This window comes from Methylomonas rosea, assembly GCF_024505055.1.
Classification (GTDB): Bacteria; Pseudomonadota; Gammaproteobacteria; order Methylococcales; family Methylomonadaceae; genus Methylomonas; species Methylomonas rosea.
In genome coordinates this window covers 1-18,546 of sequence record NZ_JANIBL010000080.1, presented here as the reverse complement: position 1 = coordinate 18,546, position 18,546 = coordinate 1, and the positions used below count along the sequence as shown (strand labels likewise).

16 protein-coding genes are annotated in these 18,546 nt (G+C 51.6%); 10 read left to right on the top strand and 6 right to left on the bottom strand.

Annotated elements, in window-relative coordinates:
• Positions 1 to 141: 141 nt before the first annotated feature.
• The 10 genes from NP589_RS19565 (at position 142) to NP589_RS19520 (ending at position 12,958) form a co-directional block, all read left to right on the top strand.
• Positions 142 to 828, top strand: a complete 687-nt coding sequence (locus tag NP589_RS19565; protein WP_256608473.1) for a hypothetical protein — start codon at positions 142 to 144, stop codon at positions 826 to 828.
• 263 nt (positions 829 to 1,091) lie between these two features.
• The gene (locus tag NP589_RS19560) at positions 1,092 to 1,766 is read left to right on the top strand and encodes a hypothetical protein (RefSeq protein WP_256608472.1); all 675 of its coding nucleotides are present in this window, start codon (positions 1,092 to 1,094) and stop codon (positions 1,764 to 1,766) included.
• A gap of 287 nt (positions 1,767 to 2,053) precedes the next feature.
• Positions 2,054 to 2,353 carry a hypothetical protein gene (locus tag NP589_RS19555; protein WP_256608471.1) on the top strand — a complete coding sequence of 100 codons (300 nt, stop codon included), beginning with the start codon at positions 2,054 to 2,056 and terminating at the stop codon, positions 2,351 to 2,353.
• Positions 2,354 to 2,620: 267 nt separating this feature from the next.
• A complete protein-coding gene (locus NP589_RS19550) occupies positions 2,621 to 3,970 on the top strand; it encodes a TolC family protein (RefSeq protein ID WP_256608470.1) in 1,350 nt (449 codons plus the stop codon).
• A 22-nt stretch (positions 3,971 to 3,992) separates the two neighbouring features.
• Positions 3,993 to 5,162: an efflux RND transporter periplasmic adaptor subunit gene (locus tag NP589_RS19545; RefSeq protein ID WP_256608469.1), complete on the top strand. Its 1,170-nt coding sequence runs from the start codon at positions 3,993 to 3,995 to the stop codon at positions 5,160 to 5,162.
• 21 nt (positions 5,163 to 5,183) lie between these two features.
• Positions 5,184 to 8,252, top strand: a complete 3,069-nt coding sequence (locus NP589_RS19540) for an efflux RND transporter permease subunit (protein ID WP_256608468.1) — start codon at positions 5,184 to 5,186, stop codon at positions 8,250 to 8,252.
• A gap of 9 nt (positions 8,253 to 8,261) precedes the next feature.
• A complete protein-coding gene (locus NP589_RS19535; protein ID WP_256608467.1) occupies positions 8,262 to 8,588 on the top strand; it encodes a P-II family nitrogen regulator in 327 nt (108 codons plus the stop codon).
• Positions 8,589 to 8,960: 372 nt separating this feature from the next.
• Positions 8,961 to 9,983, top strand: coding sequence for a PIG-L deacetylase family protein (locus tag NP589_RS19530; RefSeq protein WP_256608466.1), 1,023 nt, complete (start codon positions 8,961 to 8,963; stop codon positions 9,981 to 9,983).
• A 67-nt stretch (positions 9,984 to 10,050) separates the two neighbouring features.
• Positions 10,051 to 11,475 carry a sensor histidine kinase gene (locus tag NP589_RS19525; protein ID WP_256608465.1) on the top strand — a complete coding sequence of 475 codons (1,425 nt, stop codon included), beginning with the start codon at positions 10,051 to 10,053 and terminating at the stop codon, positions 11,473 to 11,475.
• Between the two features lie 88 nt (positions 11,476 to 11,563).
• Positions 11,564 to 12,958 (top strand): sigma-54-dependent transcriptional regulator, encoded by a 1,395-nt coding sequence (locus NP589_RS19520; RefSeq protein WP_256608474.1) that lies wholly within the window; start codon positions 11,564 to 11,566, stop codon positions 12,956 to 12,958.
• A 336-nt stretch (positions 12,959 to 13,294) separates the two neighbouring features.
• On the opposite strand, the gene NP589_RS19515 is transcribed toward NP589_RS19520, so the two are convergent.
• The 6 genes from NP589_RS19515 to NP589_RS19490 form a co-directional block, all read right to left on the bottom strand.
• The gene (locus NP589_RS19515; RefSeq protein WP_256608464.1) at positions 13,295 to 13,708 is read right to left on the bottom strand and encodes a type II toxin-antitoxin system VapC family toxin; all 414 of its coding nucleotides are present in this window, start codon (positions 13,706 to 13,708) and stop codon (positions 13,295 to 13,297) included.
• Positions 13,705 to 13,947 (bottom strand): FitA-like ribbon-helix-helix domain-containing protein, encoded by a 243-nt coding sequence (locus tag NP589_RS19510; RefSeq protein WP_256608463.1) that lies wholly within the window; start codon positions 13,945 to 13,947, stop codon positions 13,705 to 13,707. The genes NP589_RS19515 and NP589_RS19510 overlap by 4 nt, the downstream gene beginning before the upstream one ends.
• A gap of 567 nt (positions 13,948 to 14,514) precedes the next feature.
• Entirely contained in the window at positions 14,515 to 15,174 is a 660-nt protein-coding gene (locus NP589_RS19505; protein WP_256608462.1) for a hypothetical protein, read from the bottom strand.
• A 68-nt stretch (positions 15,175 to 15,242) separates the two neighbouring features.
• Positions 15,243 to 17,006, bottom strand: coding sequence for an ABC transporter ATP-binding protein (locus tag NP589_RS19500; protein ID WP_256608461.1), 1,764 nt, complete (start codon positions 17,004 to 17,006; stop codon positions 15,243 to 15,245).
• On the bottom strand, positions 17,003 to 18,184 hold the full coding sequence (locus NP589_RS19495) for an ABC transporter permease (protein WP_256608460.1): 1,182 nt from the start codon (positions 18,182 to 18,184) through the stop codon (positions 17,003 to 17,005). The genes NP589_RS19500 and NP589_RS19495 overlap by 4 nt, the downstream gene beginning before the upstream one ends.
• The coding region (locus NP589_RS19490) for an ABC transporter permease (protein ID WP_256608459.1) at positions 18,177 to 18,546 on the bottom strand (370 nt) is incomplete at its 5' end. The genes NP589_RS19490 and NP589_RS19495, both read right to left, overlap by 8 nt.

The following is an 18,546-nucleotide window of genomic DNA, read 5'->3' as shown; positions in this document are numbered from 1 at the left end:
TTTCACCCGGTTATAGCTATGAGAGCCAAAAAGCTAATTGTATTCTGTGGGATTCGTGGCCTGATTCGGATTCTTGCTTATTATATTAATTCAATATATTTTTATATAAAATTTTAAAATATGGGCGCAGGATTTCTAGTAGTGTTATTTATAATCTATCTGATGTGGATAAATATCTCTGATAGTAATTATGAGAAATGGTCTAAAGAGCAAGACATAAAAAGAAAACAAGAGCAGAATGAGAAGGATAGAGCCGAATTAGATAATGAATTACAGTGCGTTAATGACGCTTTTTTATTATTACCAAATGTCGACGAAGCCATAAGAAAGCTATTGAAGAAATACAATGCAAAAGCAATTCTTCACTCCCTATATTTATCTATCTCCGACATCAGATTGTTAATGCAATTAGACGCTGACAAATGGACTTCCGTTGAGTTGCCGAATATGCAGTCTGAGAATTATAGCAATAGGGAAAGAAGAGCTTTACATAAAGCTAGGGAGACAATAAAAAACAGAAGACCATTCTTTACTGAAAATGATTTTCTTGAAGAGGTTATGACTTACGGAATTGATTCTGTCATTCAAGAACCCACGGTTGGACGTCTTTATCAACTTCAGCGATACCTAGAGTTTAAAAGCCACTTAGACAAAGGTAAAAATATTAAATGCAAATTAACACCAGATGGGGATGCATTGGTTAAGTTTTACTTCAAATTATATGTTAAAGAAGACCCGAACTTAATTTCATTTCCTAAAAGCGAAACTAAAAAAGAAATTAGCAGGTTTGCAAAAACAGCAATGGAACTTATAAAATCAAATAATTAGCTTTACCGCTAAACATTTTCAACTTTCTTCATATCAGCGGTTGGTAGTTCAGAGTCTTCTCTGTAGTGGCTAGCCGTTAACAGGTTGGTGAAAAACCATATTCCGGCCACTAATTCAGCTGGAAAAGGCCTTTATTTAGTATCAAAACCAAACTAGCGGCACTAAATGTAGACGCGGTTGATTGTAAAAAAGAGTTTTTCACCAACCTGTTAAGCCCTAAACGCTGTATATTATATTGAAAATGGGTATATTGAATTAACATTATGAACTCAAATATTTCATTAACACATCAGTTACTGCTTATGAAATCTATAAAACCCTTACATACGGACATCATCACCAATTCTATGTTTTCTTCTGGAGAAGATTGGAAAAGTAATGCGTGTGTAGCGTGGAGTCCAGACGCAATCAGCCTTTATATAGATGGGTACAGAAAAGCTGCTGATGAACTGGCTCATTTAGTGGTTGGATCTGCACGAGACCGAGACATCTTAGTCTATCCAATAGTGTTCTTATATCGACAATACATAGAGTTACAACTGAAAAAAGTGATCAGAGAATCTAAAATTTTGCTCTCTGAAGGAAATGATTTCCCCCAACATCATCGAATAAAGGATCTTTGGAACGATGCAAAAGGATTGATGAGAAAAATAATTAAAACCGTAGACAGTGGTGCTAAGGAGTACATAACTCAAAAAGATGTTGAAACGATTGACAAAATCATCATTGATTTTGAAGGTGTTGATCCCGAGTCTTTTACGTTCCGTTACCCTAAAGATAAAGCCGGAAATGATAACCTCAATGGTATAAGTCATATCAATATCCGTAATCTACATGACCAAATGGAACTTTTAACAGAGAAGCTAGAAAAATATGACTTAGTTGTGGGTTTATTAAGAGAATGGCAATCAGACATGTATTCAACATATGCCCCCTGAATTGCGAATTATCAGGTTAAATTTGTGCACTTCTGTCACGTCACTCTCAAGCTCGCGTAGTTTACATGTGAGATTAAACGGCAGTTTTCTGGCTCTTACCTGACATTGGTCTGAAATATTGGTCGTCCACTTTTGGCCGCTACCCAGCATTCATACCCCATCCAAATTTCGCTTTCACCGCGTTATGATGCTCGTCAACGACCCAACCTGGTTTTGCGTAAAAACTGTGCTTTAAAATCGCCGCACAGCCATTGTTCTTGAAGATTTAATGCCCTCGTAAATATCGAATGAAAAATAATAACGACCTCTCGCATCATATTTTGCCGAATTCGGCGACGATGGTAGGTGTTTGCATCATGGTCATCAGTATCGTGAAAGGTCAGCCTGCCGATTTGGTTGGCTATGTTATCGATAAGGCGCTGGCAATAGACAGCTTGCTGTTTACGATCAGTGCGCTGCTATCGTTTTTGTCGATTCGACTGGAACGTTCGACTGTCGGTTTGGAACGCTGGGCGGAAATACTTTTTATCGTCGGGCTGGTATCGATGACCGTGATCGCCGTGATTTTTTCCTTTGAAATCGTATAACCGGTCTTTGCGAACGCCTCGAAATAACTCTCCTGACCGATAGAAATTTTCCAACCCAAATCAGCTCATTTCGGCCAACCCAAGAAATGTTGTGGTTCATATAAACCACTACAATCCCCTTCCGTTCTTTGCACCCGCCAGCTTCCCCCGCATAAAGGTTGAAATAAGCCGTATTCACGGGATGTCACGTCCCTGAGTGGTCATGGCAAACAAATTGCTGTTAGTGCTTACCATTCACGTTAACCAGCGCAACTGCGGTGATAAACCATGCGACACTCACTTTTTATCCGTAGCACCATTTTCGGCTTGCTGGGGTCTGTGCTGACTTTTCAGGCTGTCGCGCAAAACGTCCCCTTATCACTCGACGAGGCGCTGGCGCTGTTTTACCAGCGCAATCTGGATCTGATCGCCGCCCAATACAATATCGATCAATCCCGCGCCGACGCGCTGATCGCTGCGGCGATACCCAACCCGACCCTGGGCGTGCAGATTTCCGAGTTAAGCAATCGGCCCAATATGGGTTCCAATGCCACGGGTTGCAACCACGATGCCAATGTATCCTGCGGCCCGGCCGAATATTTTTCCTTTAGTCAGTTAATCGAAGTCGCCGGCAAACGTGGCCTACGCATCGAAAGCAGCGGTTTTGCCACCCAGGCGGCGGAAAGCGATTTTAGGGACGCAGTGCGGATTTTTTCCAATATGGTAAGAGACGCTTATTACGACCTGCTGCTGGCACAACAGAACCGCTGGCTGGCGCAGGAAATTGTTGATCATTACCAAACCATTTCCAAGGCCAACCAACTGCGAATGAACAGCGGCGATATAGCCGAATCCGATTTTTTACGGGTAAAAATGGAAGCCATGCGCGCGCAATCCGATCTGGATACCGCGCAAACCGCGGTGGAACAGGCGCAAGCCGGTTTGGCGGTCATCTTGCGCTGGCCGGATAACGGCCTGCATTTCGAAGCCAAGGAACAATGGCCGGATATTAAAGACATCGGTCAAAGCCTGTCCAAAGACGACTTGATGAACAAAGCCTTACAACAACGCCCGGATTTACTGGCCGACAAACAACGAGCCGCCCAAGCGGAAAAAGAACTGGAATTGGCCAGACGCCTGAAGTACCCGGACGTCACCGTCAACGCCGGTTACGCGCGCGACCCCAGCAACAACACGCTCAATTCATTTTTCGTCGGCGTCAGCGTACCGGTGCCGGTGTTCGATCAATACCAAGGCCAATCGGATAAAGCAGCGGTGGCTTTAAATCAGAACCAACTGGCGGTCGAGCAAACCGAGCTGGGCATTCGCAGCGATGTCGCCACCGCCTTAGCAACTTGGAACAGCGCGGACAAAATCGTGCAGCGCTTTCAAAGCGGCTTGCTCGACGATGCGCTGGCGGTGCGTAACAGTGCGGAACTGGCATATAGCAAGGGCGCTACCGGCGTGCTGGACTTTATCGAAGCGCAACGCAGCTATAAAAATGTGATGCGCGATTACAGCCAGGCCATGATCAACCGCGCCAATGCCTATTACGACCTGGTCAAAGCCCTGGGCGAGGAAGTCGGCAACGACAATGCCTCCGGCTACAAGGCGCAGGACCACACTCAATTGCAATAGCATGCTGAAACGAATAATCGACATGAATACATCTATCCAATCTCTCGGCAAAATATCGCTACTCTGCTGTTGCTTGCTCGCCGCCGGGATATTACCGGCTTGTTCCGACTCGGCCGACAAGGCGCCGCCGCCAGCCAAACCGGCAACACCCGCCGGCGAAGTCATCCTGGCGCCCGATTCGCCGAAAAAGGCCTACGTCAAAACGGCGCACCTGAGCTTGTCTCAACATCCTCTGCTGGAACCTTTGGCCGGCAAAATCGTATATGACGAAAGCCTGACCTCGCGCATCAGTTCGCCCGTCGCCGGCCGGGTCGTTGCCGTGCCCGTCTCGCTAGGCACGCCGGTTCAGGCCGGTTCCACCTTATTGGAATTGGACAGCCCGGACGTCGCCGATGCGGAAGCCGATTTCGCCAAGGCACAAGCGGCGGCAACTCTCGCCAGCCACGCCTTCAATCGCCAACAAGAGCTATACGCCGGCAAAGCCATTTCCCGCAAGGAACTGGAACAAGCGCAAAGCGATTTGAGCAGCGCCCGCAGCGATCGGCAACGCGCCGAGGACCGTTTAAAAAACCTGCACTTGTCCACCCGCCAAGCCGATGGCCGCTTCGCGTTGCGCACCCCAGTGCCCGGCGTGGTAGTAGAACGTAACGTCAATCCAGGCATGGAAGTACGGCCGGATCTGGATACGCCTTTATATGTGGTCTCCGATCTGAAGCACTTGACGGTATTGTTGGAGGTGTTCGAAGTCAACATCGGCAAAATCAAGCTCGGGCAACAGGTGTCCGTCTCGGTGCCAGCCTATCCCGGCGAAGCGTTTCCGGCGACCGTGCAGTACATCGGCCAAGTGCTCGACGAAACCACCCGCACCGTACAGGTGCGCTGCAAACTGGATAATCCGGATGGCCGCCTCATGCCCGGCATGTACGCCACCATCGCGGTAGAAAGCGCGGCGGACGACAAGGCTTTCGTGATCCCGCTGACTGCCGTGTTTACCGAAAGCGATGCCGATTATGTGTTCATCGCCCTGGACGACAACCGCTACCGGCAACGCAAGGTCGACATCGGCTTGCGATTGAAAGACCAAGCAATCGTCACCCAAGGACTGGAAACCAATGAGCTGCTGGTGACCGAAGGTGCGCTGATGCTGCGCGCCGAAGAAGAAGTCGAAACCGAAAGTAACAACCAGCCCTAGCGCCATACCCAGGACCCTGACATGATCGAGCGTCTTATCGCGTTTTGTTTGCAACAACGGCTGATGGTCATCGGCGCCACGCTGGCGATTGCCGTTTCCGGCATCATCGCCTTCGAAAACCTGCCGGTACAGGCCTTTCCGGATGTGCAAAACGTCTTTGTACAAGTGGTCACCCAGTTTCCCGGCCAGGCACCGGAAGAAGTGGAAAAGCAGATCTCTCTGCCTATCGAACGGGAAATGAACGGTTTGCCGCATTTAATGAACATGCGTTCAGTATCCATTTTCGGCTTATCGGTCGTCACTTTAACTTTTGATGATAAAGCCGAGGATTATTTCTCCCGTCAGCAAGTACTGGAGCGCCTGCAATACGCCGATATTCCCAGCGAAACCAAACCGCAACTCGGGCCTTTATCAACTGGCGTCGGCGAGATCTTGCGCTATGTGATCGATGCGAAAAACTTGCCATTGGTGGAGCAGCGCGCCTTGCAGGATTGGATCATCGAGCCGCGCTTGCGCTCGGTACAAGGCGTCGCCGACGTGGTCGGTTTCGGTGGCGGGGTGAAGGAATATAAAGTCGCCGCCAAGCCGGATCGCTTAAAAAACTATCGTATCGATCTCAACCAAGTGTTTGCTGCCATCGCCGCCAACAATACCAATACCGGCGGCGGCTATATCGAACACGGCGATGAAGCCTTGGTGGTGCGCGGCACCGGCTTGTTGAAGTCCGCGGATGAAATCGGCGAAATCGTCGTGACCACCAACGACGGCGTGCCGGTGAGGATTAAAGATGTGGCAGACATCAGCGTGGGGCCGCAACCGCGCAACGGTATGGTGGGCATGAATCAGCGCGACGACGTGGTCGAAGGCATCGTGTTGTTGATCAAAGGCCGCGACGCTGTCAATGTCCTGGATGGCGTGAAACAGAAAATCAAGGAACTCAATGATTTCGGTCTACCGCCCGGCGTAAAAATCACGCCGTTTTACGATAGGACAGAATTGGTCGGGCATACCATTCATACCGTCGAACACAATATGATCGAAGGCGCGATCTTGATCCTGATAATCTTGCTGGTGTTTTTGCGGCGCTTTGTCGCGGCGCTGCTGGTCACGCTGATCATTCCATTATCCCTGCTATTCGCCTTCATACTGGTGGACCTCGGCGGCATTTCCGCCAATCTGATTTCGCTGGGCGCCATCGACTTCGGCATCATTGTCGACGGCGCGGTGGTACTGGTCGAAGCCGTAATGGTGCAAGTCACGCTGGATTTACAACACAATGCCGATATGCGGCATCTGCGGCAATCGTTGCTCACCACCGCCAAGGAAATGGGCAGGCCCATCCTGTTTTCCAAAGCCATCATCATCATCGCCTTTTTGCCGATTTTTACCTTCCAGCGCGTGGAAGCCAAAATCTTTTCGCCGATGGCATACACCCTGAGTTTTGCGTTGGTAGCCTCTATGCTGTTCAGTTTGACCTTCGTACCGGCGATGCTGACTTATTTGCTGGGTCCCAAACTCGCCGAGCAACACAATCCGCTGGTGCACGCGATGGAAACTCGTTACCGTCAGCTTCTGGAATGGGTATTACGCCATGCGCGTGCGGTATTTGTTACCGCCATCACCGCGCTGGTGTTGAGCTTCATGTCGGTGAAACTGATAGGTACCGAATTCATGCCCAAGCTCGACGAAGGCAATATCTGGCTGACCATCACCTTGCCGACGCCGATATCTCTGAGCACGGCCAAACAATTGGAACGGCAGGTACGCGAAACCCTGGAAACCTTTCCGGAAGCCAAAACCATCATCACCCAACTCGGCCGGCCGGAAGACGGCACCGACCCCAAAGGCTTTAATAATCTGGAGGTGCTGATCGATTTAAAGCCCAAGGATACCTGGCGTTACAAACGCAAAGACGATTTGGTGCAGGCCATGGACAAGGCGTTGGCCATTTTTCCGGGCATACTCACCAACTTTTCCCAGGTGATTCAGGACAATGTCGAAGAGGCTATTTCCGGCGTGAAAGGCGAAATCGCCATCAAAATCTTCGGCAGCGATTTGCAAACCTTGCAGGACAGAGCCGATCAAATCACGCATATTCTGGCCGGTATTCAAGGTGCCACCGATGTCGCCGCCGAACAGCAAGCCGGGTTGGCGCAAGTCATCGTCGATATCGACAGGGCCAAGGTGTCGCGCTACGGCATCAATGTCGCCGACGTGGAGCGGGTGATGGAAATCGGCATGGGCGGCAAGGCGGCTTCGCAGTTTCTGGAAGGCGAACGCCGTTTCGACATCACCCTACGTTACCAGGATAACGCCCGCGATTCGGTAGCCGATCTGGAAAACTTGACGGTGCAAACCCCAGCCGGCCAACGCATCCCGCTATCCGAACTGGCCACCATCAAAATCAATCAGGGCGCGTCCCGCATCAGCCGCGAAGACAATATGCGGCGGATTGCCATCAAATGTAACCTGATCGACCGCGACCAGGGCAGCTTCGTCGCCGAGGCTCAGCAAAAAGTCGCGGCGCAAGTCGATTTGCCGCCCGGCTATCACATCGTCTGGAGCGGCCAGTTCGAAAACCAGCAACGGGCGATGAAGCGTCTGGCCGTCATCGTGCCGATCAGCTTAGGACTGATTTTTGTGCTGCTGTTCTGGGCTTTCATGTCGATTAAAAATGCCTTGTTGATCGTGATGAACGTGCCGTTCGCCATGATAGGCGGCTTACTGATTTTATTGGCAACCGGTATCAACCTGAGCGTGTCGGCGGCGGTCGGCTTCATTGCCCTGTTTGGGATTGCCGTGCAGAATGGGGTGATTTTGGTCTCCCAGCTCAACAAACTGCGCCGCGACGGCCAAAAACTACATGACGCCATCGTCAATGGCTCCGTGAGCCGCTTGCGACCGGTGGTGATGACGGCTTTGATGGCGATGCTGGGACTATTTCCGGCCGCGCTGTCGACCAGCGTCGGCTCGGAAACCGCCAAGCCGTTTGCCATCGTCATTATCGGCGGCCTGATCACCGCCACCATTTTGACTTTAACCCTGCTACCCGCGTTGTATCGCTATTTCGCCGAGCCTGACGAACCTTAGAGGATTACCATGAAAGAAATTCGCGCTTATGTACAACCGCACAAGCTGAGCCAGATCACGATGGCCTTGATGGAGATACCGGGTTTTCCGGGTATGTCGATAGTCGATTGCGAAGGCTTCGGCCGCGAACGGACGGAACACGTGCAGGATTACAAACCGTTTCTGGCCCGCAAGCGTTTGGAGATTTTCGCGCCGGACGAGTTGGTCGAGGTCATTTTCGAAACCATCATGCGCACCGCCCGCAGCGGGCATCATGGCGACGGCAAGGTTTACATAATCGAGGCCCACGAAGGCGGCCGCATCAGCAGCGGCGAGCGGGATAAGGATTTGGGCTGAGCATAATGCTCAATCTACCACTTGAGGCAATTTCCTACGGCGCAATGCTGGCTTTGATGCTCTGTGTTGCCAACATCAAAGCCGAGGAACACAAGTCCGCTGCCGAAAAGGGCAATTTTTGATTTATGCAGTTGCTGGCTGATCACGGTCTGCACAAATCGGCTCCGAACAAGTGGTCGATATTTATTACCTATTGAGCTTGCTGTCTTCCATCTGGGTGACGCAGGGTTGTCACCTCATTGCCAACGCGGCCTACAATGCGGTTCAAGGACCAATCGGTGTTCGCGTTGTCAGAGCACATTTTGAGTTTTTAGGCAACATATCGGTGCGGGACGCAGCATAAATTCAACAACTGGAAACTCGAGAACATCCATGCGACGATCTTTAATGTATCTAAGTGTTTGTGTGCTATTGCTGGCAACACCAGTATTTGCCGTTGCGGAACAGACTTTGGAAATCGGTAACGGTGAGCGCCTGTTGGTGCTGGCTCCACACCCCGACGACGAAACACTGAGTTCGGCCGGCGTGATCCAACAGGTATTGCAACATGGCGGCAGCGTGCGCTCTACGGTAGTGACATCCGGCGATGGTTACGTCGGCGCGGTAATGTTGGATAGCGGCAAACGTAATCCATCGGCGGCCGATTATCTGGATTTCGGTGAAAAGCGTTTGGAAGAATCGCGCCGCGCCGCCAACATTTTGGGCAATGGCTTTGTGCATCTGGATTTATTGGGATTCTCGGACGGTAGCATTTATTCGGCGCTGGTGTCGCACTGGCGGCGCAATAATCCGATGCGCTCCGAATTCACCGGCTTTGATCACGTACCCTACCGGCAAGCTGAAGATCGCGGTTTTGCCCAGGATGGGCAGGATCTACTTAACGAACTGGTCGCCATTCTGCAAGATACCAAACCCACGGTAATCGCCTTCCCGGATGTAATGGAAAACGACTCCGACCATGCCGGTCTGGGCATGTTTACCTTGCTGGCCGTGCATAACTGGTTACTACAAAACCCGACGCAGCACCCACAACCGAAATTACTGGCCTATTTGATTCATTGGCAACACGACTGGCCAACCGGATCAAACTGGGGCATTCCGCAAGATTGGAGCGATCAACCGCTGGTATTGCCGCCCGACCTGCCGCTACGCGGCCACAGCCGCGCTTGCGTTAACCTCTCGCCAGCGCAAATCAACTTAAAACGGGCAGCCCTGGCCGAGTACAAAACCCAGCAACGCATCATGGGCGACTTTTTGTCGGCCTTCGTACGCAGCAGCGAATGCTTTACCCTGCTTAAACCCAGTGCCGGCAACCGAATCGAACAAGTCCTGAAACATTGGCGGCAAGTACGCAAGGCATTCGATAATCACCCGCTGAGCCGGCGTAAAATTTGACCGGGCGAGTCGTAACAGCCAAAGTGCTATGCTTCGCTTAGCAGCAAACAACACGAGAAATTAAAGCATGCTAAAACTTCTGTTACGTCCGGTCATTTTCGTCACGATAGTGATGAGCATTCTGGTGATTGGCGAACTGCTGGCCATCGGCCGCCTGACTTGGCGCAACCACGAGCGGATACAAACCATAGAAACCGATATCGGCAAAGGCCGCTATTTGGAGGAAACAATTTTTGAATTGTTGGAACTGCAATCGCAACTGGCTTTGCACCGCAGTAATCCGGACGTAGCCGCCGAGCAGATCAACGACATTCAAGAGCGGCTGCTGGATTTATTACAAACGCATAATAAAAGTTCGGAGTTCGCGTCAGCAGTCGATCTAAACACCTTACAGACCAAATTTGCCGCCGCCAGCAACGGCGACGCGAAAGCCTTAATCGACTCGGTCAATATGATTCGGCAAGTACTGGACCGGCAGACTAACGAAGAAGAAAAAATGTTGATCGGTGTTGAAGACGACAGTCAACTGGAACTGCAATTGGCCATTATTCTGCCCTTGCTGTTATTTTGGATAGGCCATTATTTTTTTCGGAATAACGTTCTGGAGCCGCTGGATGCGCTGCGCGATTTATTGTCCGGCCTGGCGGAAGGGGTTAAGCAACCGATCACGCGCGAGACCGCCGACCCGATATTGCGCGATCTATTTGATCGTTATAATCACTTGGTCGACCATTTGATCGAACTGGAGCAGGAACATCTGCATTACACCAACCGCCTGGAACAACAGGTGCGGCAAACCAGTCATGCGCTATTGGAACAAAGCCAGCGTCTGGCCAAAGCCGAACGTCTGGCGGCCTTGACGGAAATGGCGGCCAGTACGGCGCACGAGTTGCGCAATCCGCTGGCAATCATTCAAGTGGCGTTGGAAAACTTGTTGTCGGAAGCCAGCGACCCGGACTTGCGCCAACGCATCGGTTTGTTGCACAGCGAAGTACAAAGACTGACTAGCCATCTTAACGATCTGCTCAGTTCCGCCCGTCACAGCAGCAAAATTGCCCAACCTACCGATGTCAATCTGGTGGTAAATGATTTGATCACGCTATTTAAATACCAAGCCACCGACAATATTTGTTTTGCCGTGCACGGCAAGGCCGATCTGCCGATGATGCTCCCCGAGATCGAATTTCGACAAGCCCTGCTCAATCTATTGCAAAATGCGGTGCAAGCTATCGGCGCCCGCACCGGCAAAGTGGAGGTGGCTATCGCGCAAAGCAATCAGCAGCTAATGATCAGCGTCACCGACAGCGGCGACGGTTTCAGTGCGGCGTTGTTACAGCAAGGCATTCGGCCATTCGTTAGCCTGAAGGAAAAAGGCAGTGGTCTAGGTCTGGTGATGGTACAACGCTTTGCAAAGGACTTGAGCGGTCAGTTGAAATTGGATAACACTGCCGCCGGCAATGGCGTGGTAACTTTAATATTACCTGTAGTTTGAATCTATTCGGCTGACACAAGACACCAGGCCGGCACTGAGCTATCAGTCGGCAAGCCCCCTATAAAACAACAAAAAAATCCACGCCATGATGACCAACACCCTATTAATTATCGAAGACGAAACCTTGCTGGCCTCGGAGTTGGCGCGCTATTTCGGCAAGGGTGGCTGGGAAGTCAGCATTGCGCATTCCCTGCAACAAGCCGAACAGTTTCTGGGCGGACAATCCTTGGACCCTCTAGTGGTGTTGTCGGATATGAACTTGCCGGACGGCAACGCGCTGGATTTGCTGGAAAAACTTAAACCCGAAATTAGCAGCAGCGAATGGGTGTTTTTGACCGGTTACGGCAGTGTCGCCGATTCGGTACGGGCGGTGCGCTTGGGCGCTTACGACTTTATCGAGAAACCCTGTTCGCTGGATCGTTTGAATCTATTGGTGGAAGGCGCTGCCCGCAGCGCCCGCGCCCAACGGCGACTAGAGCAGCAAACCGCCTCGCAGAACCATCAATACAGCATCGACAGCTTGATCGGCTCCAGCCCGGCCATGAGCCAACTGCGAGCGATGTTGAAGCAAATCGCCAACGTGCCCTTCTCCAGCCTGATCGTCAGCGGCGAAACCGGTACCGGCAAAGGCATGATAGCCCGTATTCTGCACTATTCCGGCAGCCGCGCCGCCGCCCCGCTGGTTGAAATAAATTGCGCTGCGTTACCGCGTGAACTATTGGAAGCCGAATTATTCGGTTACGAAGCCGGAGCCTTTACCGGCGCGAAAAAACGCCATCGCGGCCTGTTCGAGCAAGCGCATACCGGCACGCTGTTTCTCGATGAAATCGGCGAGATGGATCTGGATTTGCAAAGCAAGCTGTTAAAAGCCGTGGAAGATTTGCGCATCCGCCGGGTGGGCGGCGAAGCCGAGATTAGCATCGACGTGCAAATTATCGCTGCGACCAATCTGGACTTGGTGGAAAAAGTCGCCGAAGGCTTATTCCGCCGCGATTTGTACCACCGTTTAAACGTGATCAACATCCGCATGCCGGCCTTGCGCGAACATAAACAAGACCTGGAGCAATTGGTGCCGCAATTTATAGGCGAATGTAATCGCAAATCGGCCAAATCGGTCAGCCATATTTCCGAACAAGCTTGGCAAGCCCTGAAAAGTTACGATTGGCCCGGCAATATTCGCGAATTGCACAACGTACTGGAACGTTGCGTGTTGTTGTCCAACGATCATAATTTGCCGGTGGAATGGTTGCAGTTACAAGCCCCGCAAAGCGCCGCTGCGCATCACAATGCCAAGGTCAATCAGGAAGGCGTATTCATTCCATTGGACGGCAGCATCAGCCTGCACGAAATGGAAAAATTCATCATCCAAGAAGCCCTGAACCGCAACGACGACAACGTCACCGGTGCCGCCCGCATGCTGGGCACCACCCGGGAAACCCTGCGCTACCGGGTGCAGAAATATCATTTGAAATGTAAATTTTAAGCGGAACAGGTTGGTAACCGGGATTGCTTTATCGCGGACAAAAAAATGCGCCCTGCCCGCCCGAAGAACTTCGACCAACCAGAGCGCCACGTCCACACATGAGAACAGATAGGAGTAACAACACAACTTGAATACAGCAAGGTTGATGCCAAACCGCAGAAACCTTGATTTTGCTGGATTTGTGAAGTTTATAACCGATAAAAGACCGGGAGATTTGCACCAGATACAACCGGAATTCGGCTGTTTTGCACCAGGATGGCTCACAGAAGGGGCTTGAATAAGCCTGCGGTGTATCACGACCGATACACTTCACTTTGTTCAGCTCATCCTATGGGCCTACGAATTTGCTTGGAATAAAAACTTGTCGAGACTCACCGCCGTTTCTGGAAATTCCCTCAATAGCTTTTTATCTTGAGTCACCAACTTAAGCGATAGTTGTCGAGCCAAGGCGACAAATTCGCAGTCATAGGCAGAACACGTGCTACCGGCAACGAGATTCATAACTGCGGCAGAAGGCAAGGTAAACTCCCGATCGGCCATCAACGATTCGGCTTCATCTTGCAGAGCCAAGGCCTGGGTCAAGGACATCATATTCTGCCTCAAATACAACGCAAGCACATTACGGAACTCGCTTCGCCAAAGCTCAGGTGCGGCCCAGTCAGGATCAACTTGAAACAACTGACTTGCTTTCTCCGAATAATTGGTCGGCAAGAACAAGTAGCTAATGATATTGGTATCAGCAACGATCATGGACGCCCATTCTCGATAGCTTGATCGATGTCGTCTGAGCTAATGATATTAGGCTTGATGCCGGCTCGGAGTTGCTCTATGCGTTGTAAGCGATCACTGGGGGTAGTTTTCTTGGCAAGCAAGGTTTGCTCAAGACAAACCAGGACTTCACTGTTGATGCTACGCCGATGCAATTCAGCAGCCGATTTCAATTGTTCGTATAACGCGTCCGGAATGTTTTTGATGGTCAAAGCGGGCATATAGTTACCTCGGGAAACAAGCGTGGTTGCATTATGGTTGCTTAGCACAACTCGTGCAACCCGCCGGGTTGATCATGCTGTTCCAGTAGGAAGAAGGAGCTTTGACTTTTGTTGTGGCCACAAAAGGTGAAACCCTTCAATAGGCTGATAAAGGCTATCGGGCCGGGACAATAAATCAAGCATGCATACGATTACGCTGTCGCTAATCGTACCTACGCGGGCTACCGAAAATCGGGATGGTTTTCTCCCGTATGCCGCGCCGAGCACCGGAGCTTTTGAACGGATTAGCCCGTTAGGGGCGATGCAGGGATGCATCGCGTTGCCGAAGGGGCAGGAAGCCCCTTTCGGCAACCCCGCTCAAAAGCGAGGAGCGCAGGGAATAAGCGGCATCCGGGTGTCTTTTCTTTTGGATACTTTTCTTTGGACAAGCAAAGAAAAGTATCTCGGCTGTCGGGCCGAGACCCGACATTAAAATAAGTCGTGGCAATTCATCACCATGCGTACGATTACGCTACCGCTAATCGTACCTACGCGGGCTTAAATATATTGTTATGCCTAGGTTGCCTGCTACGAAAGCCAGTCGGCGACAAGTTTCTCAACCTCTTCAATCATAGATCTGACGTTAGCATCATCAAATTCAGCGGAGTTTCCGTGCGCCGCACTATTCCGAATAGCAGCTAGTGCGGTAATTCTTTTTTGGACAAGTGAATTGTACTGACCGACTTTTGCAAGGTCAGCATTCATCTTATCTAGCTTGCCTAGGCTTAAGCTGTGCGCTTCGCACAAGCTGCGTAAGTTTGTCTCAAGGACGACACCACAAATCACAGCAGCGGGAATACGATAGCCCGCATTGAGAAGTTCGCGAGCCTGTTCGAGCTCGGTTGAAAAAACCTCTGCTTGAACCAGGTTGCGGACTGACGAAAGATACCCGCCTTCAAAATCTTCTTTCGCGGCGAGAAAAACAGCACGAAGACGACTTAATCTTGTTGGATTTTCTTCGTAGAAACTAGGTTCTTCAGCCTTAACGAATGCCTTGAAGTGCTCGGACTCCTTACCACAGGCAGAGGCTAGTAGATTTCGTGTTTTGACGCACCAGCCAAGAAGGAGGTCAGTATCGACTTGTTCGTAATGCCCCGAATGCTGGCTGTACTTTGCTTGTTTTGTGGCAGCAACTTCATTGGCTTGGGTGAGTAACTCGTCAAAGCGCTTCTTTAGATGTTTGATCACTTAACGCCTCCGGAAGGCAAGGCATAACAAGTAATTAAATAGTTTCCGTATATCGCCACAACAATCCCCTATACCACCAACCTCGGCACCGCCGCCAACAACCTCTGAGTATAAGCATGCTCCGGCGCCCCACAAACCTTCGCAGTTAAGCCTTCTTCTACAATCTTCCCCTTATACATCACCACCGTCCGATCACTGAGATACTCCACCACGCCAATATTATGCGTAATAAATAACAAAGTAAGATTACGCCGCCGACGAATATCCAGCAGCAATTGCAAAATTTCCGCCTGCACCGACACATCCAGCGCGCTGGTAATTTCATCGCAAACAACAAACTCCGGATTGAGTGCCAAAGCCCGCGCCAAACCGATGCGCTGGCGTTGACCGCCGGAGAACTCGTGTGGGTAGCGCCAGAGTGATTCGCGGCTGAGTTGCATGTCTTCCAGCAGTTGTCCGGCCAGTTCGATGCGGTGTTCTTGATTGGCGCCAATGCCATGCACTTTCATCGGCTCGGTCAAAGTGGTTTCCACCAGTAAACGCGGGTTGAGGGAGGATTGCGGGTCTTGAAAGGCAATTTGCATCTTGCGCCGCAGTGGCCGCAATTCGCGCGCAGACAAGCCGGTGAGTTCCTGGCCGTCGATACGAATACTACCCGCCGTCGGCAATTCCAGTTGCAACACCGCGCGGCCCAAGGTGGTTTTCCCACAGCCGGATTCGCCGACCAAGGCCACGATTTCACCTTGCGGAATATCCAGCGACACTTCATCCACGGCTTTCACATAATCGACGGTTTGCCGGAACACGCCTTTCTTGATGGGGAACCAGACTTTTAGGTCACGGATTTGCAGCAAAGGCTGATCATCTGCACGGGGCAGAGCGCCGGGCGTATTGGCCGGCGAAACAGGCTGCTTAGACTTGCCCCGTAAACCGGCGCGCGTCAGCACCGACAGCAATTTTTTATCGCTGTCACTCAGGCTTTCGTCATCGGCTGGGTCGGGTTCTTCAGCCTGCGGCGGCTCTACAACCGGCTTGGCCAGATTTTCCGGCACTGCGGCCAGCAATTGTTGGGTATAGGGGTGCAGGGGAGCGCGTAGCACTGACTTACACGCGCCGACTTCCACCAGTTTACCTTGCTGCATCACCCCCACCCAATGCGCCATCTGCGCCACTACGCCAAAATCGTGAGTGATGAACAGCATGCTCATGCCGGTATCGTCCTGAAGTTTGCGCATCAGGCGCAAAATCTCGGCTTGCACCGTTACATCCAGCGCGGTGGTGGGTTCGTCGGCGATCAGTAATTGCGGTTCGCAGGCCAGCGCCATCGCAATCATCACCCGCTGGCGTTGGCCGCCGGACAATTGATGCGGGTAATCACGAAAGCGACTGGACGCGTTGGGGATTTGTACCTGTTCCAAGGCCTTGATCGTGCGTTCCATGGCTTCTGCATCGTCCATATCGGCATGATGCAGTTGCAGGGCCTCGGTGATTTGTGCGCCGATGCTCATCACCGGATTTAAGGAGGTCATCGGCTCCTGGAAAATCATGGCGATTTTTAAACCGCGCACGGCACGGATACCGGGATCGTCCAGGGTTAACAAGTCCTGCCCGTTCAATAAAATTTCGCCGCTGGGATGCGAAGCCACACCGTCCGGCAATAAGCGAATCACCGACAAGGCGCTGACCGACTTGCCGCTGCCGGATTCGCCGACCAGGCAAAAGGTTTGGCCTTTGGGGATGCTGAAACTGATGTCGTCTACCGCCCGTACTTCGCCGCCGCCGGACCGCAAATAAGTACGCAGATTGCGGACTTCCAACAAAGGCTGGCTCATGATTTGACCCCGGCTTTGTCCGACAAGCGCGGATCGATGGCATCCCGAAACGCTTCGCCGATCAGGTTGTAGGCAAACACCGTCATGAAAATCGAGCCGCCGGGAAACACCGCCATCCACCAGTTAAAGGTCGAGGACTTGACCGCCTGGTCCAACATCGCCCCCCAGGAGGGCGCATCGACCACGCCCAAGCCCAGGAAGCTCAAAGTCGCTTCCGACAAAATCGCCCCGGCCACGCCAAAGCTGACCGCCACCAATAAAGGCGCGACACCGTTAGGCAGCATGTGCCGGAATAAGATTGAACTTAACGGCAAACCGCTGGCCACCGCCGCTTGCACGTAGTCTTGTTTGCGCAGTTTCAAAAACTCCTGGCGCACGTACCGCGCGTAGCCAGACCAGCCGGTCACGCCGATAATCACCATCATCATGTACAAACTGCGGCCAAAGAAGGCCACGAAAGTCAGCAGCAAAAACAAGGTAGGAATGTCTTCGAAAATCTCCACCAGCCGCATGCCCAGCATGTCGACGATACCGGAGAAATAGCCCATCAATCCGCCGACTACGATCCCGATCGCCAAGGCAATGCCTGAGGCAATTAAACCAATACTCAAGGAAATTCGGCAGGCATGGATCATTCGGCTCAACACATCCGCACCGTTTTCCTCGGTACCCATCACATGCGTATGCCCTGCGGTGGCGAACGGTGCTTCCAGGCCCTTGCTGCCCAAATCGCGTAAATAATCGACTGGCGCATAAGGGATGGGCGGCATGATCTTCCAATCCACTTGCGTGTAAGCAGCGCTGCGGAAGTCGTCGTAAATCACCAGCACCGGCGGTTTGACAAAACTGTTGACCAGCAGTGCCGCGAGAGCGCTGCCCGCTAAAAACCAAAGTATTTGTTTACCGCCGTCAATGTTTAAGCGAAATACCGCCAGAGCAATGAAAAAACTGGCCAGAACCCAAGCGTCTTCTACGGTTAAATACTGCAACACGGGGGAGGAAATCACGCCGTCTTTGCTCATCAACAATGGCATGGAGTTGGCCAGAAACGGTGCAAACACCGCGCAAAAAACCAGTAAGGCAATCCAGCCAAAACCGAATTTGACGCCAACACCGGCCAAGGTTTTGCGCCAGATACGCGCCGAAAAAGATTCGCGGCTGATCACGGGCTTAGTCATAACTCACCCGTGGATCGGCCAGGGTGTAACAGAAGTCGGCGATCAAATAACCAATCAACGTCAGAAAGCCGCTGATCCAGGTAATCGACAGCACTAACTCGCGGTCGCGGCCTTTGACTGCTTCTACCGCCAATTGGCCCATGCCGTTAATGCTAAAAATATTTTCGACGATCAGGGAGCCGGCCAACAGGCTGGGCAGCAAGCCAGCCGAGACAGTAATCAGAGGCAACAGGCTGTTGCGGAATACATGTTTCCAAAGCACGTCGTTCTCAGCCAAACCTTTAGCGCGCGCGGTGCGGGCGTAATCGGCATGCAGATTTTCCAGAATCGAGGTGCGGGTCAATTTGGTCAGCGCCGCAAAA